The sequence below is a fragment of the Mycobacterium sp. NGS39 genome, from assembly GCF_059812765.1.
Window position 1 is genome coordinate 218,677 of sequence record NZ_JCALDH010000007.1, and the last position, 21,456, is coordinate 240,132.

At 67.8% G+C, this 21,456-nt stretch carries 23 protein-coding genes; 12 read left to right on the forward strand and 11 right to left on the reverse strand.

Annotated elements, in window-relative coordinates:
• Nucleotides 1-30: 30 nt before the first annotated feature.
• Complete coding sequence (locus AC5Y39_RS12270) at nucleotides 31-1,200, forward strand: acyl-CoA dehydrogenase family protein (RefSeq protein ID WP_500018514.1); 1,170 nt, start codon at nucleotides 31-33, stop codon at nucleotides 1,198-1,200.
• Entirely contained in the window at nucleotides 1,197-2,672 is a 1,476-nt protein-coding gene (locus tag AC5Y39_RS12275) for a class I adenylate-forming enzyme family protein (RefSeq protein ID WP_500018512.1), read from the forward strand. The genes AC5Y39_RS12270 and AC5Y39_RS12275 overlap by 4 nt, the downstream gene beginning before the upstream one ends.
• Here AC5Y39_RS12275 and AC5Y39_RS12280 read toward each other — a convergent pair.
• From AC5Y39_RS12280 to AC5Y39_RS12290, 3 genes are read right to left on the reverse strand one after another with little or no spacing between them, the layout of a single operon-like run.
• Entirely contained in the window at nucleotides 2,657-3,754 is a 1,098-nt protein-coding gene (locus AC5Y39_RS12280) for a phosphotransferase family protein (RefSeq protein WP_500018510.1), read from the reverse strand. The genes AC5Y39_RS12275 and AC5Y39_RS12280 overlap by 16 nt on opposite strands.
• Nucleotides 3,751-4,566 (reverse strand): SDR family NAD(P)-dependent oxidoreductase, encoded by an 816-nt coding sequence (locus AC5Y39_RS12285; RefSeq protein ID WP_500018508.1) that lies wholly within the window; start codon nucleotides 4,564-4,566, stop codon nucleotides 3,751-3,753. The genes AC5Y39_RS12280 and AC5Y39_RS12285 overlap by 4 nt, the downstream gene beginning before the upstream one ends.
• Nucleotides 4,563-5,351: an SDR family NAD(P)-dependent oxidoreductase gene (locus AC5Y39_RS12290; RefSeq protein WP_500018506.1), complete on the reverse strand. Its 789-nt coding sequence runs from the start codon at nucleotides 5,349-5,351 to the stop codon at nucleotides 4,563-4,565. The genes AC5Y39_RS12285 and AC5Y39_RS12290 overlap by 4 nt, the downstream gene beginning before the upstream one ends.
• 129 nt (nucleotides 5,352-5,480) lie before the next feature.
• Between AC5Y39_RS12290 and AC5Y39_RS12295 the strand changes: the two genes are divergently transcribed.
• From AC5Y39_RS12295 to AC5Y39_RS12315, 5 genes are all read left to right on the forward strand, one after another.
• A complete protein-coding gene (locus AC5Y39_RS12295; protein WP_499909511.1) occupies nucleotides 5,481-5,693 on the forward strand; it encodes a (2Fe-2S)-binding protein in 213 nt (70 codons plus the stop codon).
• A 172-nt stretch (nucleotides 5,694-5,865) separates the two neighbouring features.
• A complete protein-coding gene (gene cysD / locus AC5Y39_RS12300; protein WP_500018504.1) occupies nucleotides 5,866-6,783 on the forward strand; it encodes a sulfate adenylyltransferase subunit CysD in 918 nt (305 codons plus the stop codon).
• A complete protein-coding gene (gene cysC / locus AC5Y39_RS12305) occupies nucleotides 6,783-8,642 on the forward strand; it encodes an adenylyl-sulfate kinase (protein WP_500018502.1) in 1,860 nt (619 codons plus the stop codon). The genes cysD and cysC overlap by 1 nt, the downstream gene beginning before the upstream one ends.
• Nucleotides 8,639-9,367 (forward strand): 3'(2'),5'-bisphosphate nucleotidase CysQ, encoded by a 729-nt coding sequence (locus AC5Y39_RS12310; RefSeq protein WP_500018500.1) that lies wholly within the window; start codon nucleotides 8,639-8,641, stop codon nucleotides 9,365-9,367. The genes cysC and AC5Y39_RS12310 overlap by 4 nt, the downstream gene beginning before the upstream one ends.
• 12 nt (nucleotides 9,368-9,379) lie before the next feature.
• A complete protein-coding gene (locus tag AC5Y39_RS12315; RefSeq protein ID WP_500018498.1) occupies nucleotides 9,380-9,856 on the forward strand; it encodes an Rrf2 family transcriptional regulator in 477 nt (158 codons plus the stop codon).
• Here AC5Y39_RS12315 and AC5Y39_RS12320 read toward each other — a convergent pair.
• Together AC5Y39_RS12320 and AC5Y39_RS12325 are read right to left on the reverse strand one after the other, a co-directional pair.
• The gene (locus tag AC5Y39_RS12320) at nucleotides 9,841-11,232 is read right to left on the reverse strand and encodes a hypothetical protein (RefSeq protein WP_500018496.1); all 1,392 of its coding nucleotides are present in this window, start codon (nucleotides 11,230-11,232) and stop codon (nucleotides 9,841-9,843) included. The two genes, AC5Y39_RS12315 and AC5Y39_RS12320, sit on opposite strands and share 16 nt — an antisense overlap.
• 50 nt (nucleotides 11,233-11,282) lie before the next feature.
• Nucleotides 11,283-12,077 (reverse strand): (2Z,6E)-farnesyl diphosphate synthase, encoded by a 795-nt coding sequence (locus AC5Y39_RS12325; protein ID WP_499909499.1) that lies wholly within the window; start codon nucleotides 12,075-12,077, stop codon nucleotides 11,283-11,285.
• A gap of 251 nt (nucleotides 12,078-12,328) precedes the next feature.
• Here AC5Y39_RS12325 and trhA point away from each other — a divergent pair, with 251 nt between their 5' ends.
• Complete coding sequence (gene trhA / locus AC5Y39_RS12330; RefSeq protein WP_500018828.1) at nucleotides 12,329-13,069, forward strand: PAQR family membrane homeostasis protein TrhA; 741 nt, start codon at nucleotides 12,329-12,331, stop codon at nucleotides 13,067-13,069.
• Nucleotides 13,070-13,157: 88 nt separating this feature from the next.
• On the opposite strand, the gene AC5Y39_RS12335 is transcribed toward trhA, so the two are convergent.
• Genes AC5Y39_RS12335 through mca form a run of 4 tightly spaced genes read right to left on the reverse strand, consistent with a single transcriptional unit; the run spans nucleotide 13,158 to nucleotide 16,665 of the window.
• A complete protein-coding gene (locus AC5Y39_RS12335) occupies nucleotides 13,158-13,523 on the reverse strand; it encodes a nuclear transport factor 2 family protein (protein WP_500018494.1) in 366 nt (121 codons plus the stop codon).
• A gap of 10 nt (nucleotides 13,524-13,533) precedes the next feature.
• Nucleotides 13,534-15,528: a thioredoxin domain-containing protein gene (locus AC5Y39_RS12340; RefSeq protein WP_500018492.1), complete on the reverse strand. Its 1,995-nt coding sequence runs from the start codon at nucleotides 15,526-15,528 to the stop codon at nucleotides 13,534-13,536.
• Nucleotides 15,512-15,796: a hypothetical protein gene (locus tag AC5Y39_RS12345; protein ID WP_500018490.1), complete on the reverse strand. Its 285-nt coding sequence runs from the start codon at nucleotides 15,794-15,796 to the stop codon at nucleotides 15,512-15,514. The genes AC5Y39_RS12340 and AC5Y39_RS12345 overlap by 17 nt, the downstream gene beginning before the upstream one ends.
• Entirely contained in the window at nucleotides 15,793-16,665 is an 873-nt protein-coding gene (gene mca, locus AC5Y39_RS12350; protein WP_500018488.1) for a mycothiol conjugate amidase Mca, read from the reverse strand. The genes AC5Y39_RS12345 and mca overlap by 4 nt, the downstream gene beginning before the upstream one ends.
• Before the next feature lie 86 nt (nucleotides 16,666-16,751).
• On the opposite strand from mca, the gene AC5Y39_RS12355 reads away from it, so the two are divergent.
• The 3 genes from AC5Y39_RS12355 to AC5Y39_RS12365 all read left to right on the forward strand — a co-directional run bounded on the left by AC5Y39_RS12355 (nucleotide 16,752) and on the right by AC5Y39_RS12365 (nucleotide 18,565).
• Entirely contained in the window at nucleotides 16,752-17,168 is a 417-nt protein-coding gene (locus AC5Y39_RS12355; protein WP_500018486.1) for a DUF4307 domain-containing protein, read from the forward strand.
• 222 nt (nucleotides 17,169-17,390) lie between these two features.
• Nucleotides 17,391-17,879, forward strand: coding sequence for a transcription elongation factor GreA (gene greA, locus AC5Y39_RS12360; RefSeq protein ID WP_500018484.1), 489 nt, complete (start codon nucleotides 17,391-17,393; stop codon nucleotides 17,877-17,879).
• 29 nt (nucleotides 17,880-17,908) lie between these two features.
• Nucleotides 17,909-18,565: a GOLPH3/VPS74 family protein gene (locus AC5Y39_RS12365; RefSeq protein WP_500018482.1), complete on the forward strand. Its 657-nt coding sequence runs from the start codon at nucleotides 17,909-17,911 to the stop codon at nucleotides 18,563-18,565.
• Here AC5Y39_RS12365 and AC5Y39_RS12370 read toward each other — a convergent pair.
• Nucleotides 18,557-19,705, reverse strand: a complete 1,149-nt coding sequence (locus AC5Y39_RS12370; RefSeq protein WP_500018481.1) for a cystathionine gamma-synthase — start codon at nucleotides 19,703-19,705, stop codon at nucleotides 18,557-18,559. The genes AC5Y39_RS12365 and AC5Y39_RS12370 overlap by 9 nt on opposite strands.
• An 85-nt stretch (nucleotides 19,706-19,790) precedes the next feature.
• Nucleotides 19,791-20,378 carry a TetR/AcrR family transcriptional regulator gene (locus AC5Y39_RS12375; RefSeq protein ID WP_500018479.1) on the reverse strand — a complete coding sequence of 196 codons (588 nt, stop codon included), beginning with the start codon at nucleotides 20,376-20,378 and terminating at the stop codon, nucleotides 19,791-19,793.
• Between the two features lie 97 nt (nucleotides 20,379-20,475).
• Between AC5Y39_RS12375 and AC5Y39_RS12380 the strand changes: the two genes are divergently transcribed.
• Nucleotides 20,476-21,435: an NADP-dependent oxidoreductase gene (locus tag AC5Y39_RS12380; protein ID WP_500018826.1), complete on the forward strand. Its 960-nt coding sequence runs from the start codon at nucleotides 20,476-20,478 to the stop codon at nucleotides 21,433-21,435.
• The last annotated feature ends 21 nt before the right edge of the window (nucleotides 21,436-21,456 follow it).

Sequence of the window (21,456 nt, forward strand, 5' to 3'; positions counted from 1 at the left end):
ACCTCGCTGCGCCGAGAGGAGCCTGCAGCCGTGACCACTGACGCGATCAGCGACGAGGACTTCCAAGACATCCTGGCGCAGACCCGCGACTTCGTCCGCACCGCCGTCGTGCCGCGGGAACAAGAGATCATGGCCGACAACCGTGTCCCGGACGACCTTCGCGACCAGGCGAAGAAGATGGGCCTGTTCGGCTACGCGATCCCGCAGGAGTGGGGTGGGCTGGGACTCGACATCGCGCAGGACGTCGAGCTGGCGATGGAGCTGGGGTACACGTCGCTGGCGCTGCGTTCGATGTTCGGCACCAACAACGGCATCGCGGGCCAGGTGCTGGTCGGCTTCGGCACCGACGAGCAGAAGGCGCGCTGGTTGGAAGGCATCGCCTCCGGCGAAGTCGTCGCCTCGTTCGCATTGACCGAACCCGGCGCCGGTTCGAACCCCTCGGGGTTGCGCACCAAAGCGATTCGCGACGGCAGCGATTGGGTGATCTCCGGACAGAAGCGGTTCATCACCAACGCGCCGGTGGCCCAGCTGTTCGTCGTGTTCGCCCGTACGCGCCCCGCCGACGACAAGGGCGCCGGGATCGCGGTGTTCTTGGTGCCGGCCGACGCTGACGGCGTCGAGGTGGGCGCCAAGGACGACAAGATGGGTCAGGAAGGCGCATGGACCGCCGACGTCAACTTCACCGATGTGCGCGTTCCGGATAGCGCGCTGGTGGGCGGCAGCGAGGACATCGGCTATCGTGCGGCGCTGACGTCGCTGGCGCGTGGCCGCATCCACATCGCGGCGCTGGCGGTCGGAGCCGCGCAGCGAGCGCTCGACGAGTCGATTTCTTACGCCGCCACCGCCACCCAAGGGGGCACCCCGATCGGTGAATTCCAGTTGGTGCAAGCCATGCTCGCCGACCAGCAGACCGCGGTGATGGCCGGACGTGCTCTGGTTCGTGACGCCGCTCGGCTGTGGCTGACCAATGCCGACCGCAGGATCGCACCGTCGGCTGCGAAGCTGTTCTGCACCGAAATGGCAGGGAAAGTGGCCGATCTCGCGGTGCAGATCCACGGCGGCAGCGGGTACATGCGTGGAGTGCCGGTCGAACGCATTTACCGCGACGTCCGGTTGTTGCGGCTGTACGAGGGCACCAGTGAAATTCAGCGCTTGATCATCGGCGGCGGGCTCGTTCGGGCTGCACAGCGCCAGCAATGACGGACGCGTCGGCCGACTTCGCCGCAGTGCTTGCGCAGCGGCTGGCCGGCTACGGCGAGCGGCCATTCATCGAGTTCGAGCGAACGTGGTACTCCGGCAACCACTTCACCGGTTACATCGACGCACTCGACTCTGCCTTGACGAAGGCCCATGTTCTGCCTGCCGACCCCGTGGGCGTCGTCGTCCGCAACCGCGTTCCGCACGCGGCAGCGATCCTCGGCTTCGTCGCAGCACGCCGGCCCGTCGTGATGATCTACTCGTACCAGTCCGCGCAATCAATCGCGCGGGACATCGAATCGCTGCGCCTGCCTGCGGTGGTGCTGGATCGCGACGACTGGAGTGATGCTGTCGCGCAAGCGGTTACCCGGACCGGCGCCGCGGCAGTGGTCATGTCGCTCGACGGTGTCGAGTTGGCGACGCCACGGCGCGGCGCGGTCGCGTACGACCCGGCACTGACGGCAGCTGGCGTCCATATTCTCACCAGCGGCACCACCGGCCCGCCCAAACGCATACCGGTGAAAACCCAAGTGCTGCATCACACGGTGCTGTCGATGACCGTCGGCCAGAATCCCCAGCCCGACGATCCGCCCGAACTGGTGTATTGGCCGTTCGGCAGCATCGGGGTATGCCAGCTGCTCACCGGACCGTCCGTCGGAAAGCGGACGGTACTTCTGGAGAAGTTCTCCGTTACCGAATGGGTGCGTGCCGTCAAGACCTACCGCATCCGGCGCAACGGGGTGCAGCCGGCGATCATCAGAATGCTGCTCGACGCGGACGTCGCGAGACAGGACCTGGCGTCGCTGGAATACCTCGCCGGCGGCTCGGCTCCGCTAGAACCGAGCTTGCGTGACGAGTTCGAACAGCGATACGGGATACCGCTGCTATGGGCCTACGGCGCAACGGAATTCGCCGGGTCGGCGTGCGCGTGGACGCCCGAGCTGTACCGGCAGTACGGCGCCAGCAAGCGGGACAGCGTCGGCAAGCCCCTGCCCGGGGTGCGGATCCGGATCGTCGACCCGGACTCGGGCGATGAACTCGGCGTGGACGAGCAGGGATTCCTGGAGGCCCGCATCGACGCGATCGGGCCGGACTGGATCCACACCACCGACCTGGCGTCGATCGACGCCGACGGCTTCGTGACGATCCACGGCCGCGGCGACGGCGCGATCATCCGCGGCGGGTTCAAGATCCTGCCCGAGACCGTGCGCCGGGTGCTGCTGAACCATCCCGCTGTCCGTGACGCCTGCGTCGTCGGCGTGCCGGACCGACGGCTTGGCCAAGTGCCGTTCGCCGCAGTCGAACTCAGGCCAGGCACCTCCGCACCGCCGGAAGCCGAGCTCAAAGACCGGGTGCGCGCGGAGCTGCCCAGCCACCACGTACCGGTGGCGGTAGCGATCGTCGACGAGCTACCGCGCAACGCCGCGATGAAGGTCAGGCCGGGTGATGTGGCAGCGCTCTACGTGGCACCGTGAGCCGCGATCCGATCGAGCAGTTCCAGCGTCTCGAGCTCACGGATGGCCTGACAACCGCGCTGCAGCATCACCACCATCATCGCGTTGCCTCGCTCTGTGTTGCTGGCGAACGCGCAGCCCAGACATGTCAGCAGCGGGGCCTGCAGCATGCCCAATCGGTAATCACGCCAACAGGTTTCGCGGTCGTAACCGCTGACTCCGTAGCTCACAAGTGCGTGGTGGTACGCGTCGACGAGCTGCTGCTCGATCTGCGCCCGCAGTTCGGGCACCAGGCTGGTCGCGGTGAAATAGGACAGGTCCCGCGCGGGCAGTCCGACGCCGAGGGTCTGCCAGTCGACGACCGTGACGCGGCTGCGGTCGGGATCGAACAGCAGGTTGTCCAGCCGGTAGTCGCCGTGCATCAGCGAGTACCTGCCAGGCTCCGCCATCAACCACGGCGTCACGAAATTCATTGCGGCCGTAGCTGTTTCGCGGTCCGCCGGATCGAGGTGCGCACCGAGCTTGTCCAGCGTCATGTCCACAGCCATCTTCGCGATGTCGCCCAGGCCTTTGATTGCCTGCTCGTCACCCGGCATCGGCATCGCCACCTCGGCCATGCTCAACCACGCCGGGTCACACCAACTCGGCCCGTGCAGACCGGCCAGTGCGGTCACCGCCAGCCGCGCCTCGTCGGCCGTCGCCCCGGCGATCTGGTCACCTTGGACCGCAGGCGACATGTCTTCGAGCAAAAGCACGAACTCCGCGCCCTCGTTGGCGATGTCGGAGTAGAAGCACTTCGGCGTCGGCACCCCCATCTTGTCGGCCACCCGGGCGTAGAACGCGACCTCGCTGAGATAACCGAGCGTGACGCCGCCCCGCACGGCCCCGTCCTGCACCGGCAGCTTGATCACGAAGCTCTCAGGGAGACCGGCAGGGTTGGCGGTGTAGGTGGCGGCCACGCGGTACGTCGCACCGGTCTGGCCGGTGCCCACCGCAGCGACGTCGACGTCGCGCGCCTGCACCGCCTGCCCCCCGGCGCTCAGCGCCGCCGACAGCCACGCGGCGGTGACATCGGTGGGCCGTTGCGGGATCGGAACACTCACCGTGACCGCCGCCGCTTCGCGATCATGCGCAGCGATGCGCGCTGCATCAGCGCGGGCGACAGCCGCACGAAAAGCCAACCGGCATAAGCGAGTTTGGGAACCACGACAATGCCTTTCTTCCGCTCGATACCACGCAGCACGTCGCGCGCCAACCGGTCGGGATCGTAACCAGTCGTCCTGCCGGTGCCCGTGAGAAAGAAGTTGCGGCCTTCGAAGTCTCCGACGGCCCCTTTGTCGAGGATCGGCGTCTCCACCGCTCCGGGACAGATCACGAGGACGTCGACACCGTGCGCAGCGGCTTCTGAACGCAGCGCCATGGACAGGCCGACCACGGCGTGCTTCGTCATCGCATAACTGGTGAGCCGGGCCGCCGGCACCAGGCCGGCCATCGACGCGGTGTTGACGATCGTGCCCTGTCCTTGCCGGATCATCACCGGATACGCCGCCGCGACCCCGTGCACGACGCCGCGGATGTTGACGTCGATGATCGCGTTCCATTGATCGAGCGTGAGCAGTTCGGTATCGCCGCCCCAGACGATGCCGGCGTTGTTGAACATCAGGTCGAGCCGGCCGGTGCGCGCGACGACGTCGTCGACGGCAGCCTGTACCGCGGCGGCGTCGGTGACGTCTAGGCGCGCGGAGATCGCGCTGCCCGGACCCGTCGCCTCTGACACTGTGCGCTCGGCCGCTTGCGCGTCGATGTCGGTGCAGAGCACGTCGGCACCGGCCGCCACCAAGGCCCGCGTCAGGGCGGCGCCGATCCCCGAGCCGCCGCCCGTGACGATGGCCTGCTTGCCGCGAAAGCCCGTCACTGTGGCCCCGACGCGGCCGACATCATCTTGTCCAAGTGCGCCAACACATCTGGGTAGCGCTTCAGATGCGCGCCGCCGTTGAGGTCCATCACCTCGCCGGTCAGCCACGAGGCCTTGTCTGACACCATGAACAGCACGGCGTCGGCCACGTCCTGCGGAGTGCCGATGCGACCGAGCGGAGTGTTCTCGACGTACTCCTCGAGCGTGCCGGGCACCAGCTTCACCCCTTCGGTCAGCGGGGTGTCCACGAAGCCAGGCGAGACTGCGTTGACCCGTATCCCACGCGGCGCCAATTCCAGTGCGGCCACCTGGGTCAGCATCGCCAGACCCGCCTTGGCCGCGCAATACGCGCTCATGCCAGGAGCGGCGAGCCGCGCGTTCAACGACGTCAGCGACACCAGCGACCCGCCGTCGCGCAGATGACGGCCGGCGTGCTTGATCACTAGGAAGCCACCGATCAGGCAGACGTCGACCACCGACCGGAACTGCTCGACCGGCAGTTCGGTGATGCGGCCGACTCCCCCGATGCCGGCGGTGTTGACGACGACGTCGAGCGGCCCCGTGCGCTCGAACAGCGTGGCCACCGAGTCTTCGTCGGTGACGTCGACGGCGGCACTCGTGTGTGGTGCGCCGAGTTCGTCGGCGCGGGCGGTCGCGCCGTCGGCGTCGAGGTCGGCGACCGTGACGCGATAGCCGTTCCCCGCCAAGCCTTTCGCGACCGCCCACCCGATGCCTGAGGCTCCGCCGATGACCAGCGCAGCGCGTTGGGTGTTGTTGTCGGGCATCTGCCTCCATCCGGACGAGGGACTCGGGTTCTGACTGTAACCGTAAGTCTTTCGGTAAGGTGGACGGACCCGTTCGGCGTGCGTTAACGTAGCCTTACCTACTCGCATCGACGGGAAGCGCGCACGACGATGTACGTCTGCCTGTGTCTGGGCGTCACCACCGAGGCGGTGCGCGACGCCGTCGACAGCGGCGCGTCGACGTCGCGCCAGGTGGCGGCGGCCTGTGGCGCCGGTTCTCAGTGCGGCCGCTGCCGGCGCACGGTGCGGGCGATCATCGCCTCGCGGACGGACCCGTCACCGCGGCACGGCCTGTGGTCGCGGGTCAAACATCTCAGCGCCTGACGGCGCCGACTGATCTCTCCCAGCGTGAGCTGATTGCGGACCGCTCCGGCGTGTCGCAGCGGTGAGCTCACGTTCGCGCAAGAGATCGCGATATTGACAGCGCCGCTCGCCGTCTGGTTCCATAAATTACTATCTTGGCTAGCTTTACCAGATTAACCCGGGAGATGCCGCGATGGCTTCATTGCTCGAAGCGGGCCACTATGAGCTCAGCCACCTGAGATCTCTGGAGGCCGAGGCGATCCACATCATCCGCGAGGTCGCTGCCGAGTTCGAACGGCCGGTGCTGCTGTTCTCCGGCGGCAAGGACTCGATCGTGATGCTTCACTTGGCGCTCAAGGCTTTTCGGCCCGCACGGCTGCCGTTCCCAGTGATGCACGTCGACACCGGGCACAACTTCGACGAGGTGATCGCCACCCGCGACCAACTGGTCGCCACCCACGGCATCCGGCTGGTGGTGGCCTCCGTGCAAGACGACATCGACGCTGGCCGCGTCGTCGAGACCGGGCCCTCGCGAAACCCGCTGCAAACCGTGACGCTGCTGCGCGCAATCCGCGAGAACAAGTTCGACGCGGCATTCGGCGGCGCCCGTCGCGACGAGGAGAAGGCCCGCGCCAAGGAGCGGGTGTTCTCGTTCCGCGACGAGTTCGGACAGTGGAATCCGAAAGCCCAGCGGCCCGAACTGTGGAACCTCTACAACGGCCGGCACCGCAAGGGTGAGCACATACGGGTGTTCCCGCTGTCGAACTGGACCGAGTACGACATCTGGTCCTACATCGGTGCCGAAGACATCACGCTGCCCTCGATCTACTACGCCCATCGCAGGCCGGTGTTCGTCCGCGACGGCATGCTGCTTGCGGTGCACCGCTTCATGCAGCCCCGGCCCGACGAAGAGGTCTTCGAAACCAGCGTGCGGTTCAGGACCGTCGGCGACGTGACCTGTACCGGCTGCGTGGAATCCACCGCAGCCACCGTCGACGAGATCATCGCCGAAACCGCAGTCACGCGGCTGACCGAGCGGGGCGCCACCCGCGCCGACGACCGCATCTCCGAGGCCGGCATGGAAGACCGCAAGCGGGAGGGGTACTTCTGATGACCACGTTGTTGCGCATCGCCACCGCCGGGTCGGTCGACGACGGCAAGTCCACGCTGATCGGCCGGCTGCTGTACGACTCCAAGGCCGTGATGGAAGACCAGTTGGAGGCCGTCGAGCGGACGTCCAAGGAACGGGGCAACGACTACACCGACCTCGCGCTGGTGACCGACGGCCTGCGCTCAGAACGCGAGCAGGGCATCACGATCGACGTCGCGTATCGCTACTTCGCCACGGCCAAGCGGAAATTCATCATCGCCGACACGCCGGGCCACATCCAGTACACCCGCAACATGGTCACCGGCACGTCGACGGCGCAGCTGGTGATCGTGCTCGTCGATGCGCGGCACGGGCTGCTCGAGCAGTCACGCCGGCACGCCTTTCTGGCGTCGCTGCTCGGCGTGCAGCACATCGTGCTGGCCGTCAACAAGATGGATCTGATCGACTGGGACCGAGAGCGATTCGAGAAGATCCGCGACGAGTTCCACACATTCGCCGCGCGCCTCGACGTGCACGACGTAACGACGATCCCGATGTCGGCGCTGCACGGCGACAACGTCGTCAGCAAGTCGGACAAGGCGCCGTGGTACGAGGGCCCTGCGCTGCTGTCACACCTGGAAGAGGTGTACATCGCCGGCGACCGCAACCTCGTCGACGTCAGGTTCCCGGTCCAGTACGTGATCCGGCCGCAGACCCTCGAGCACCGCGACCACCGCAGCTATGCCGGCACCGTCGCCAGCGGCGTGATGCAGGTTGGCGACGACGTGGTCGTACTGCCGAGTGGCAAGACCACCCGCATCACCGCGATCGACTCGCCGACCGGCCCTGTGACAGAAGCGTTTCCGCCGATGGCGGTCTCGATCACGCTTGCCGACGACATCGACATCTCCCGCGGAGACTTGATCGCGCGCACCAACAACCAGCCGCGGGTGACACAGGAATTCGACGCGACCGTGTGCTGGATGGCCGACGACTCGGCGCTGGAGCCCGGCCGCGAGTACGTCATCAAGCAGACCACCCGGACCACCCGCGCGATCGTCACCGCGCTGCACTACCGGCTCGACGTCAACACTTTGCACCGCGACAAGAGGGCAACGGCGTTGAAGCTCAACGAACTCGGCCGGATCACCGTTCGCACTCAGGTTCCACTGATGCTCGACGAGTACACGCGCAACTCGAACACCGGCTCATTCATCCTCATCGACCAGGCCACCAACGGCACCGTGGCCGCCGGTATGGTGCTGCGCGACATGTCGGCCCGTGACGCCGCCGTGCGCGCGTCGAGCCCCAACACGGTCAGGCACAAATCCCTTGTGAGCGCGGCAGATCGGCTGTCACGCGGAGTCACGGTGTGGTTCACCGGGCTGTCCGGCTCAGGCAAGTCCTCGGCGGCCATGCTGGCCGAGCGCCGGTTGCTGGAATCGGGGCGCCCGGCCTACGTGCTCGACGGCGACAACCTGCGCCACGGCCTGAACGCCGATCTCGGGTTCTCGATGGCCGACCGTGCCGAGAACCTACGCCGGCTCGCGCACGTCGCGACGCTGCTCGCCGACTGCGGACAGGTGGTGCTGGTGCCGGCGATCAGCCCGCTGGCCGAGCACCGGGCGATGGCCCGGCGCATCCACGAGGAAGCCGGTGTACCGTTCTACGAAGTGTTCTGCGATACCCCGCTGGCCGAGTGCGAGAGGCGAGATCCCAAAGGCCTTTACGCGAAAGCGCGTGCCGGCGAAATCACCCACTTCACCGGTATCGACAGCCCGTACCAGCCGCCGAAGAACCCGGATCTGCGCCTGACGCCCGATCGCACCCTCGACGAATTGGCGCAGGAGATCATCGCACTGGTCGAGTCGCAGCAATGACGGACCATGACGTGGCGGCTCGGTTGGCCACCGAGGCGGGCCGGCTGCTGCTTGCCGTGCGCGAAGAATTCGCCGGTGCGTCCACCGCTGAGCGAAAAGCCGCTGGCGACAAGCGATCCCACGATTTCTTGATGGCGGCGCTGGCCGCCGAGCGGCCCGGCGATGCGGTGCTGTCGGAAGAGGGTGTCGACGACCCCGCGCGGCTGTCGGCCGACCGGGTGTGGGTTGTCGACCCGCTGGACGGCACCCGCGAGTTCTCCGAATTAGGCCGCACCGACTGGGCGGTGCACGTAGCGCTGTGGCACTCGGGCGACCTGGTGGCCGGAGCGGTTGCCCTTCCCGCACAAGGGATTACGCTCGCCACACCGCACGTACCCACGCCGCCGCCCGCCCCGTCGGCTCCGCGGATCGTGGTGTCGCGCACCCGCCCGCCTGCGATCGCGCTCGACGTGCGGGACCGTCTCGGCGGCACGCTGGTCGAAATGGGTTCGGCCGGAGCCAAGGTGGCGGCGATCGCGCAAGGCGTCGCGGACGTGTATGTCCACGCCGGCGGCCAGTACGAGTGGGACAACGCCGCCCCGGTGGCGGTCGCGCGCGCGGCCGGCCTGCACGCGTCGCGCATCGACGGCTCTGCGCTCGAGTACAACCGGCCCGATCCGCTGCTGCCGGACATCGTCGTCTGTCGACCGGAGTTGGCCGACGCGGTGCTGGCCGCGGTCAGCTGAGACAATCGGCGTATGCGGATGTCGGCCAAGGCGGAGTACGCGGTGCGGGCCATGGTCGAGTTGGCGACCGTCGACGAAGGCGTGCTGCTCAAGACCGAGGAGTTGGCGCACGCCCAGGGCATTCCCGCGCAGTTTCTGGTCGACATCCTGTCCGACCTTCGCACCGACCGCTTGGTCCGAAGCCGCCGCGGCCGCGACGGCGGCTACGAGCTCGCGCGGCCGGCTGCCGAGATCAGCATCGCCGACGTGCTGCGCTCGATCGATGGCCCGCTGGCCAGCGTCCACGACACAGGGCTGGGAGATCTGCCGTATTCCGGAGCCACCACCGCATTGACGGACGTGTGGCGCGCATTGCGGGCCAGCATGCGTTCGGTGCTCGAGCAGACCAGCCTCGCCGATGTGGCGGCGGGACAGCTGCCCGCCCACGTCGGAAAGCTCGCCGAGGACTACCTCGACCAGGAAGGGCAGCGCGGTCACCGCACCGGTTGAGGTGCCTCGCTGTTCTGGCCGACCGGGATGCGGCCACGCAGGTCGGCCGCGATCAATCGCGCCGCCGCGTTCTGCCAGTTGTGCAGCGACCGCTGCGGTACCTCGGTGACGAACCACTGCCACGCCCGCCGCGCTACCGGGTCCAGCCCTGCGGCGGTGGCGTTCTGCGCGTAGGCCCGCACCCCCACGACGTAGGGGAAATACAGCGCGTTGTAGTACCGCCATTCGTCGGTGGTGCCGAAGTCGCCGCCGTCGCGGGGCTTGAGCCGGGCGATGCTGTCGGCGAGCAGGGCCTTCAATTCGTTGGCCCGTTCCAGCGGCTGGTCGGGCGCGCCGCGACGGGCCAGCCGCTCGTCGATCTCCGGCAGCGCGGTCAGCGGGCTGGCCACGAGCTTGGACAGGTCGCCGTAGTGGCCGAGTGCGCGGCGGGTCAAGCGCACGAACGTCTCGTCGTCGAGGTCGTCGAGTGGGCTGGCCTTGCGCAACGGCAGCGCGGCCTCGGTGCTGCGAAGCGTGGCCCGGTCGGCCCGCAGGGTCGGTGAGCGCCAGAACGCCAGCCGGTCCAGAATCCCGGCGAGGGGGTCGGCGAACACGTGGATGCCGATCGCGACCGCCAGGCTGGTGAACAACAGCACGGTCAGCGCGGTCCGGCCGGAGCCGTCGGCGACGACGGCCACCCCGATCAGCGCCTGCCCGCCGAACAGCGTGGCCACCACGACCGTCGCTGCGAACGACCGCAGCATGTCCGCGCGCAGCGCCTGGCCTTCGTCGAACGCGTCCCACAGCGCGACCGCAACTCCGAGCAGCGCCACGTCGAACCCCGTCGACGCCAGCGCCAGCCAGCTGGGCATTAATCCCAGCGGAATGATCAGGATTGCGTTGCCGAGCGCGAAGAACAGCGTCGCGACGATCACGAAACCCGCGACCGGGCCCGGTTGCCTCCGGCGCAGGACCGCGACCAGCATTGCGCCGAGCGTCGACACCGAGATCACGGCGAACATCATCCAGTGGCCGGCGCGCAGGGGCCCGTCGACGCTGCCGGCCACCACCGCGCCCGCCAGCACACCGGTGGCCACGACCGCAATCACCAGGATCTCCCTCGCGCGGCTGCGCCAGCTGTCGCACGGCCGCGACAGCTCCACAAGTACCGCGAACCACGCGACGGCGGGCACCGCGACGAGGTAGATCTCGACGCGGCTCAGCGTCTCGGCGTGCGTCGTGCTGACGACCCGAACCGCGTCGAGCGCCACCACAGCCGCGAAACTCGTCAGCCCGAGCGCGGCGAGGACCAGGACCGGCTTACGCGGGTCGCGGGCCAGCAGATACAGGCCCAGCCACCAACTCAGCGTGAACACCAGCGCCGACAGGGCAGCCATGGCTCAAAGTGTCCCACGCGATGAGCCGCGTGGGCGAAGAGCAGAAGGCTCTACATGCCGTATCGGCGGTGCCGAGCGCTGTAGTCGCGCAGCGCGCGCAGAAAGTCCACCCGCCGGAACGCCGGCCAATACGCCTCGGTGAACCACATCTCCGAATACGCGCTCTGCCACAGCAGAAAACCGGACAGTCGCTGTTCTCCGCTGGTGCGGATAACGAGGTCGGGGTCGGGCTGGCCGGAGGTGTAGAGGTTTTCCGATATCGCGTCGACAGTCACGGCCTCGATCATCTGCTCGGGCGTTGCGCCGTTGGCGAGCTCCTTGGACAGCAGTGCGCGCACGGCGTCGGCGATCTCCTGGCGGCCGCCGTAGGCGACTGCGACGTTGACGTGGAAGGTTCCGGCGGGTGCCGTCGTCGTCGACTCGACGGCTTCGCGCAGCCGCCGGGCCGGCTCTTCTCCGATCAGCTCGAGGTCGCCGACGGTCTGGACGCTCCAGCGGTACGCCGGCGCGCAGATCTCCTCGACGACATCGGTGATGATTTCGATCAGCGCGTTGAGTTCGTCGCGATCGCGCTGCAGGTTCTCGGTCGACAACAGATACACCGTGGCCATCTCGATGCCGGCGTCGGCGCACCACCGCAGCATCTCGGCGATCTTCGCCGCGCCCACGCGATAGCCGTAGCTGACGTCGTTGTAACCAAGCTCACGGGCCCAGCGCCGGTTGCCGTCGCAGAGGACCGCAATGTGGCGGGGGAGCTCGGATTTTGACCGTTCCAGCCCCTGCCGCAGACGCATCTCGTAGAGCCGGTAGAGCGGATCCTTGAGGCGCGGCGGAATAATCTCCACGGAAAGCCAGACTACTGTGACGAAGTGAAGATTCTGTCGTGAAACTGTGGCCGATGAGCGCTTGCGCGAAGAGCAACAAACGACCGATGAGCGCTTGCGCGAGAAGCACACAACAGCCGATGAGCGCTCGCGCGAAGAGCAACCACGGCCGATGAGCGCTCGCGCGAAGAGCAACCACGGCCGATGAGCGCTCGCGCGAAGAGCAACCACGGCCGATGAGCGCTCGCGCGAAGAGCAACAACGGAGGTGACATGGCCCTCGAAACCACCCGAGACACCCCCACCTCGACGACCCCGCGGGCGCCTGACGCGGAAGACTTCCCCGAAGCCGTCGTCGACGGGGTCGCCCAGTTCCTCAACAAGCCGCGGGCGCGCGGGTGGATCCACGTGTACGCCGCGGTGGTCGCGCTCATCGCGGGCGCCGCGCTGGTGTCGGTGTCATGGGCGGTCGAATCGACGCGCGCCGGGCTGGCCACGCTGATCTACACGTTCACGATCGTCGCGATGTTCGCGGTCAGCGGCGCCTATCACCGCGTCGACTGGAAATCCGCGACCGCGTGCAAGTGGATGAAGCGCGCCGACCACTCGATGATTTTCGTCTTTATCGCGGGCAGCTACACGCCGTTCGCGCTGCTCGCACTGCCGCAGCACAGCGGGATGGTGTTGTTCTGGATCGTCTGGGGTGGAGCGCTGGCTGGGGTGGCGCTCAAGATGTTGTGGCCGTCGGCGCCCCGATGGGTCGGCGTGCCGCTGTATCTGGTGCTCGGCTGGGTGGCGGTGTGGTTCATCGGGCCGATCACGGAAGGCGCCGGGGTGGCGGCGACGGTGCTGCTGGCGGTCGGCGGTGCGCTGTACAGCGTCGGCGGCGTGCTGTACGGGTTGAAGTGGCCCGATCCGTGGCCCACCACGTTCGGCCACCACGAGTTCTTCCACGCGTGCACCGCGGTGGCGGCGATCTGCCACTACATCGCGATGTGGTTCGCGGTCTTTTGACGCACTGCCGATCGGCGCGAGCGTGCGCTGCGGTACGCGTCAGGCGGCGTGTCGGTGTACAGACACGCACCCTCGCGGCAGTAGGGGACTAGAGGAGGGCGAGGTCGTCTGACGACCAGAACGCCCGCATCGACGTGATCTTGGAGTCGCCGTCGAACGTCATCACGCTGATCGGCTCGACGCGGGTCCGGTTGTCGCCCATATCGACGGTCAGCCGCCACAGGAACGCGGCCTCGTTGGGCCCGACCTTCAGCGCCACCAATTCGGCTTGCTTGCCGAGGTTCTCGATCGCGGCATAGAACTCGCGAATGGCCGCGTGCCCGCGACGCAGCTCGGAGCCGACCGGGTCCTCGATTGTGGCGTCCTGCGCATAGAGTGCGACGACGTCGTCGGCGCTGCCCTTGGCGAGTACGTCGAGATAGCGGTTCACAGTCGCGGCGGGGTCACTCGGCATGAGCCGCAGGCTACACGGGCACGCCCAGCGCCGACGCCAGCTGTTCGGCGCTGGTGACCGGCAAGTCGCAGACCGGCCCGCGGCACACGTAGGCGGCATCGGCGCCGTCGACCCGGCCACGGCCCGCGAGCAGTTCCGACGAATCGGGTGGCCCGCCGACGACGATCGCGCCGCCGGGTGCCAGCACGCGCGCCTGTGCCAGCAGCTGCGACGACGAAGACTCGCATGCCACTGCGATCTGCAGCGGCCCACGGACTGCCGCCTCGGCGACGGCGAGCCAGTGCCCGGCTGCGCGGGGTGCCCGCTCGATCAGCAGGGCGTGTGCGGCCAGTGTCTGCTCGGCGGCCTGCCGGTACCGGTCGCCGTCGGGAGCAAGGTAGCCCGCGGTCAGCAGCGCCTCGGTGATCAGCGCCGCGCCGGAGGGGGTGGCGCCGTCGGCCGGATCTGAGGGGCGGGCCACCAGCTGCTCGGCGTCGGCTGCCGTGTCGAACCACCGGCCGGGGCTGTCCGGGTCGGCGTACTGGGCCAGCGCGGTGTCAAGCAAGTCGGTGGCGGCCATCAGCCACGACGCTTCGCCGGTGATCTGGTGCAGATTCAGTAGACCGGTGGCCAGCGCTCCGTAGTCCTCCAGGATCGCGGGGCTGTCCCCCACCACACCGCCGAGGCTGGCACGCCGCAGCCGCCCGTTGACCAGATGCAGGATCAGCAGCGAATCCGCGCACCGCGCGGCTGCGTCGATCAGCTCCGGCCGACGCAGCGCGACACCCGCCTCGGCCAGCGCGGTGATCGCCATGCCGTTCCAGGCGGTGACCACCTTGTCGTCGCGGTCGGGCTGCACGCGGCGCTGCCGCGCAGCCAGCAGTGTGGCACGGACGCGGGCGAACCGGTCGTCGTCGTCGGGATCCTGCGGAAGTTGCAGCACCGAGCTGCCGTGCTCGAATGTGCCCTCCGGCGTGACCGCGAAAACTGTTGCGGCCCAAGCTCCGTCGTCGTTACCCAATACCTCGCGCAACTCGGCTGGCGTCCAGACATAGGTGGAGCCCTCCCGGCCCGCGGCGTCGGCGTCCAACGATGACGCGAACATCCCTCCGGTCTCGAGCGCGTCGAGGAGGAAACGCGCGGTCTCGACTGCGACCCGGCGGGCAAGCGGGTCACCGGTGCGTCGCGCCCAATGCGCGTAGGCCCGTAACAACAGCGCGTTGTCGTACAGCATTTTCTCGAAGTGCGGCACCACCCACGACGCGTCGACGCTGTAGCGGGCGAAGCCCCCGGCCAGCTGGTCGTAGATGCCGCCACGGGCCATCGCGGTCGCCGTGCGCTGAACCGCCGCCAGCGGCGCAGGGCCGCCCGTGCGTTCGTAGGTCCGAAGCAGCGCTTCCAGCAGCGCCGACGGCGGAAACTTGGGCGCGCCGCCGAACCCGCCGCGCGCCACGTCCTCGTCGGCCAAGATCGCCTGCACCGCGCCGTCGCACAGCGCCGGCGTGACTTCCGGTCCGCCGCCCGGCAGTCCCGACGACATGCGGCGCAGTTCGACGGCAATCTGGTCGCCGGCCTGTTCGACTTCATCGCGGCGTGTGCGCCAGGTGTTGGTCACCGCCGAAAGCAGCTGCAGGAACTGGGGTTTCGGGTAGTAGGTGCCGCAGAAGAACGGCCGGCCGTCGGGAGTCAGGAAGCACGTCATCGGCCAGCCGCCCTGCCCGGTCAGCGCCACCGTGGCGTTCATGTACACCGCGTCGAGGTCGGGGCGCTCCTCCCGGTCCACCTTCACGCAGACGAAGTTGGCGTTCATCACGGCCGCCACCTCGTCGTCCTCGAACGACTCGTGCGCCATCACGTGGCACCAGTGACAGGCGGCGTAACCGATCGACAGCAGGATCGGCACGTCCCGTTCGGCGGCTTCGGCGAGCGCGTCCGGCGTCCACTGCTGCCAGTGCACCGGATTGTCGGCGTGCTGACGCAGATAGGGACTCGTGGCCTGCGCGAGAGTGTTAGCCGCCGGGCTCACGGCGCGAGTCCTTACTGTCAGCACTGTCAGCGCTGTCCGCGTCGGCGTCGGCGGCGTCTGCCTCTTCGGATCCGGGTTCCTCGCCGTCGAATCGCGACGGAAGCCGCTTCAAATGCCGGTTCATCGACCAAATCAAGGCGAACGTGCCGATCAACAACAGCACGACGATCAGCAGGCCGACCGGGCTCGCCTTACCGAAATCCGGACCGGTGTTGCGCGGCGCGTCGTCGGCGAGCAGCACCAGCGCCGCGACGGCCATGCCGGTCATGATTCGGGCTCGATTCCGGCGAACAAGTCGGTCTCCGGCAATTCCACCGGCACCCTGGATCGAGCGAGCTCGAATTCCTCTGTGGGCCAAAGCCGTTGCTGCCATTCGATGGGCGCGGCGAAGAAGTCGCCGTTGGGGTCGATCTGGGTGGCATGTGCCCGCAACGCGTCGTCACGCTGACTGAAGTACTTCGAGCATTCGATGCGGGTGGTGACGCGGTGGGCGAACACGTCGTGCTCGGGATCCCAATGCTTGAGCCACTTTTCGAACGGACCCTTCTGACCGTGCTTGGCGAATTCGTCTTGAAGCAATTGCATCCGCTTCCTCAGGAACCCGTGGTTGTAGTAGAGCTTCTTCACTTCCCACGGCTCGCCGGCGTCGGGAAACCGGTCCGGGTCACCCGCGGCTTCGAACGCTGCGACGGAAACCTGGTGGCAGCGAATGTGATCCGGGTGCGGATAGCCGCCGTTCTCGTCGTAGGTGGTCATCACGTGGGGCTTGAACTCGCGGATGACGCGCACCAGCGCCTCGGTGGGCACCTCGAGCGGGACGAGCGCGAAACAGCCTTCCGGCAGGGGCGGCGGCGGGTCGCCTTCGGGCAGTCCGGAGTCGACGAAGCCGAGCCAACGGTGTTCGACGCCTAGGATCTCGGCAGCCTTGGCCATCTCGTCGCGCCGGATCTCGGCCATCCGCGCCTTGACTTCGGGGAGATCCATCGCGGGGTTGAGAATGCTGCCGCGCTCGCCGCCGGTCAGCGTGACCACCAGCACGCGGTTGCCTTCCGCGGCATAGCGCGCCGTCGTGGCCGCGCCCTTGCTGGACTCGTCGTCCGGGTGCGCATGCACGGCCATCAACCGAAATCCACTCACGTCTGCTCTACCCTGGTCCTTCGCTGTCTTGACGGTTCCTATAGTTCCAGTCCTACTGTCTCCCCTCGACCGATGGGCACCCAAACATGACCGAGCGTCCGTCCACCCGGTACGGGCGAACCCCACGGCGCGCCCGTCGTTGGATCATCGTCGGCCTGACTCTGGCGGTCCTCGCAATAGGTGTCACGGTCGCCCTGGTCGGTTACCACCGGCTCGGCCGCAGCGACATCGAGGGCACGCTTGGCGGCTACCGGCTGATCGACGACCAGACCGTGGAGGTGACCGTCAACCTCACCCGCGACGACCCGTCGCGACCGGCCGTCTGCATCGTGCGCGCCAAATCCAAAGACGGCAGCGAGACGGGCCGGCGCGAGGTCCTGGTGCCGCCGTCGACATCAGCTGCAGTGCAGGTGACCACCGTGGTCAAGACCAGTCGGCCACCGGTGATGGGCGACGTGTACGGCTGCGGCTACGACGTGCCCGGCTATCTGGTGGCGCCCTGAGCGGCCGGCCCGAATATTGCCGAACGCTGAATTGCCGGTGACGACGCGGTGGTACCCTCGATGAATACACGGTTCCTGCTGGGACCGTGTATTGCTGCATTTGCGCTGATTACGAGTCCGCCAAAACGGCAATACACGCGGGGTGTCCGCATGCTCCCGGCAGTGAGGCGGTGAACCGCTGCCGCGAGCATTCGCGGCACGAGGAGCAAGGAGCGCGACAAGATGACCGATACCCAGGTGACCTGGTTGACCCAGGAGGCGTACGACCGCCTCAAGGCGGAACTCGACCAGTTGATCGCCAACCGCCCGGTCATCGCCGCCGAGATCAACGATCGGCGCGAAGAGGGCGACCTGCGCGAGAACGGCGGCTATCACGCCGCGCGTGAGGAGCAGGGCCAGCAGGAGGCGCGCATTCGTCAGCTGCAGGAGTTGCTCAGCAACGCCAAGGTCGGTGAGGCGCCCAAGCAGTCGGGCGTGGCGCTGCCGGGCTCGGTGGTCAAAGTGCGCTATGACGACGGCGACGAAGAGGAGTTCCTCATCGGCACCCGTCAGGAAGGCATCACCGACGGAAAGCTCGAGGTGTATTCGCCGAACTCGCCGCTGGGCGCCGCGCTGATCGACAAGAAGGTCGGCGACAAATGCAGCTACCAGCTTCCCAGTGGGAAGACGGCCACTGTAGAGCTGCTCAGCGCCGAGCCGTACCACGAGTAAGGGATTCCCGGGCGGTTAGAGTCCCGCCCATGGCGCACATCGCCGAAGACCTTTTGCTGCTGCTGCTCGACAACGCGACCAATCGGCCGGCGCTGGCACGAGAGCGCCGCGAGAAGCTGCTGGCCGCCGCGGTGCTGCTGGATCTGGCGTACGCGTGCAGGATCCGCCCGTCCGTCGACGGCGAACCGATCCCGCCGGGAAGGCTGCTATTGCTCGCGGGGCCGGACCTTGGCGACCCGATCCTTGATCCGGCGGTGCGGCGCCTGCAGCGCCGGCCGCTGAAACCGCAGACCGCGGTGGGCAAGCTGCGCCGCGGCGTCGAGCCGGCATTGTTGACCACGCTGCAAGGCCGCGGCTACGTCCGGCCAATTCACCGGCAGCGCAACCGTTCTCGGCTGTGGCCGATAGCTGACCGGTCTCGTGTCGACCACGCCCGGGCGCAGCTGCTTTCCGTGCTGTTCGACATGCGCGCGCCCACTCCGGCGACTGCGGCGATCATCTCGCTGTTGCACGTCACGGACGGCCTGGGCGCCCTGCTGAGCCTCAACGACCGGGGCCGGCGCTGGGTGCAGGCCCGTGCCGGCGACATCGCGGCGGGATGCTGGGTCGACGAATCGGGTGTGCCGGGCCTGCCGCAGGTGAACCTCGCGGTGACGACGTCGGCGCTGCGGCCTGCGTTAACCTAGCGCCTGCTCAAGATCGCCGATCAGGTCGGCGACGTCTTCGATGCCGACAGACAGCCGGACCAGGTCGTCGGGAACTTCCAGCAGCGACCCGGCTGCCGAGGCATGCGTCATCGCGCCGGGATGCTCGATGAGCGACTCCACACCGCCGAGCGACTCAGCGAGAATGAATACCTCTGTGCGAGAACACAATTCAAGTGCTGCCTGGCGACCGCCGCGCAGCCGCACAGACAGCATGCCGCCGAATCCGCTCATCTGGCGCGCGGCGACGTCGTGGCCTGGATGACTGGGCAGGCCCGGATACAACGCGACGCTGACCGCGGGATGGTCGGCGAGGAATTCGGCTACCCGCGTGGCGTTTTCGGTGTGCCGCTGCATTCGAACCACGAGCGTTTTGAGCCCCCGAAGGGTCAGGTATGCGTCGAACGGACCCGGCACCGCGCCTGCTCCGTTCTGCAGGAACCCAAACGCGGTGTCCAGTTCCTCGTCGTTGGTCAGCAGCGCACCGCCGACCACGTCGGAGTGCCCGCCGATGTACTTGGTGGTGGAATGCAGTACCACGTCCGCGCCCAGGGTGAGCGGACGCTGCAATGCGGGCGAAGCAAAAGTGTTGTCGACCAAGACTTTTGCCGAGTGCTCATGGGCCAGTTCGGCGATTGCGGCGATGTCGGCGATCGACATCAGCGGATTCGTCGGCGTCTCGACCAGAATCAGCCTGGTGGCGTCGGTGATCGCGTCGCGCACCGCGTCCAGATCGGACTGCGGCACTGCGGTATACGTCAGACCCCACAGCGTGAACACCTTGTCGATGAGCCGGAACGTTCCGCCGTACGCGTCGTTGGGGATCACGACGTGATCGCCCGGACGCAGCATCGCACGCAGCGCACAATCGGTGGCCGCCATGCCGGAACTGAAGGCTCGGCCGAACGTCGCCTCGTCGACTGCCGCCAGCGCGGTTTCCAGCGCGGCGCGAGTGGGGTTGCCCGTGCGTGAGTATTCGAAGCCGCCGCGGAGGCCGCCGACACCGTCCTGGGCGAACGTCGAGCTGGCGTAGATAGGGGCGTTGACGGCGCCGGTCGCCGGATCGGGCCGGTAACCGGCGTGGATGACCCGCGTGGCCAGACCCCTGCGCTGCTCGCTCATGAGCCACAAGCCTATGGGGACCCGCGGCCCCGACAGCGCGAAGCCCCGACCACTTCGGCAGATCACGTCCCTGAAGGCCCCGCGATTACAGCGGGTCGGCGGAAGATCTGGAGCGGAGGCCGTCCATGAAGATGTTCAACAGGCGGCTCGCCCGGGCGTCGTGGTCGGGCGGCTTCGCCATGGTGAAGATCCCGATGAGGCCCGCGGCGACGTCCTCGGCGCTGACATCGGCACGGAGTTCGCCCGTCACGCGACCGGCTTCGAGGATGTCGTCGATGGCCGCGAGCAATTGGGTCCGGGTTTGGGCGTGGGCGATCTCGCCGGCTTCGATCATCGCGGACAGCGTGTCGAGCATGCCGTTCTTCGTCGCGATCCAGTCACCGAACAGGTCCATCCAGCGCCGCATCGCCGCCGGCGGGGGAAGCTGCGCGAGCAGTTCTTGCGCGCCCGTAGTGAGCCGCGCGACCTGATCGCGGTAAACCGCGTCGACCAACGATTCGCGGGTCGGAAAGTGCCGGTAGAGGGTGGCGATACCGACCCCGGCTTCGCGCGCGATTGCGCGCATCGACGGCTCGATGTCCGAGGAGGCGAACACGCGCGTCGCCGCCTCGAGAAGTTGGGCGCGGTTGCGAGTCGCGTCCGCTCGCGGCCGACGATCCTCCGAGTCGTCCAAAGTGGATCGCGCTCCGTTTTATGTTAAGGTGAGTTGTACAAGCGGAGCATAGTCCACTTTCGCTGCACTCATCCCACCGAAGGAGAGACCAGTGAGCATTCAGGAACAGGGCGTCGACACGCCGGTGTCCACCGGCCGGGTAGTCCGCGTCGAGTCGTTCGGCGGCCCCGAGGTGCTGACCCTCCGCCAAGAGCCAGCACCGAACGCCAGCGCGGGGCAGATCCGCGTGCGAGTCAAGAGCGCCGGACTGAATCCCATGGACTGGATCATTACCTCTGATGCAGACACCGCCGCCCGATTCGGTTTGAGCCTGCCGTGCGGATTCGGCACTGACTACGCTGGCGTCGTTGACCAGGTCGGCGAGGGTGTAACCGGCTTCGCGGTCGGTGACCGGGTGTTCGGCGGCGCCCTGTCCCGCGCGGTTGCCGACTACGTGGTCATCGATGTCGGCGGAACCGTCTCGGCAGGCGGCGATGCACACCACACTCCCGACGGCGTCGACGACCGCACCGCCGCCACCCTCGCCATCGCGGGGTCCACGGCCGCCGCCGCTCTCGCCGTGGTCAATCCCGGTCCGGGCGACACGCTACTCATCGGCGGCGCGGGAGGCGGAGTCGGTGTGTTCGTCGTCCAGCTCGCGCGAATCGCGGGCGCGCGAGTGATTGGGACTGGATCGCCCTCGTCGGCCGACGCCCTACGCGCCCTCGGAGCCGAGCCCGTCGCCTACGGCGACGGCCTAGTTGAGCGGGTCCGCGCGCTGGCTCCCGCCGGCGTCACCGCCGCTATCGACCTGTATGGAACCGAGACAGTTCAGGCGGCCCGGGAACTCGGTGTGCCCGACGAGCGGATCACCACCATCGCCGCACAGGTCGACGGCATTACGTGGGCCACTGGCGCCAACGCCGCTCCCGGCGCAGTCGAGGAGATTGCTCGTCTTGTCGCAGCGGGCCGAGTTCGAGTGCCCATCGCGGCCAGCTTCCCCATGGAGCGGATCCGCGACGCGGTCGAGCTTCAAGCCAGCCGGCATGTGCACGGCAAAGTCGTCATCGATATCTAGGCCGTAGCAGACGGTCGAACC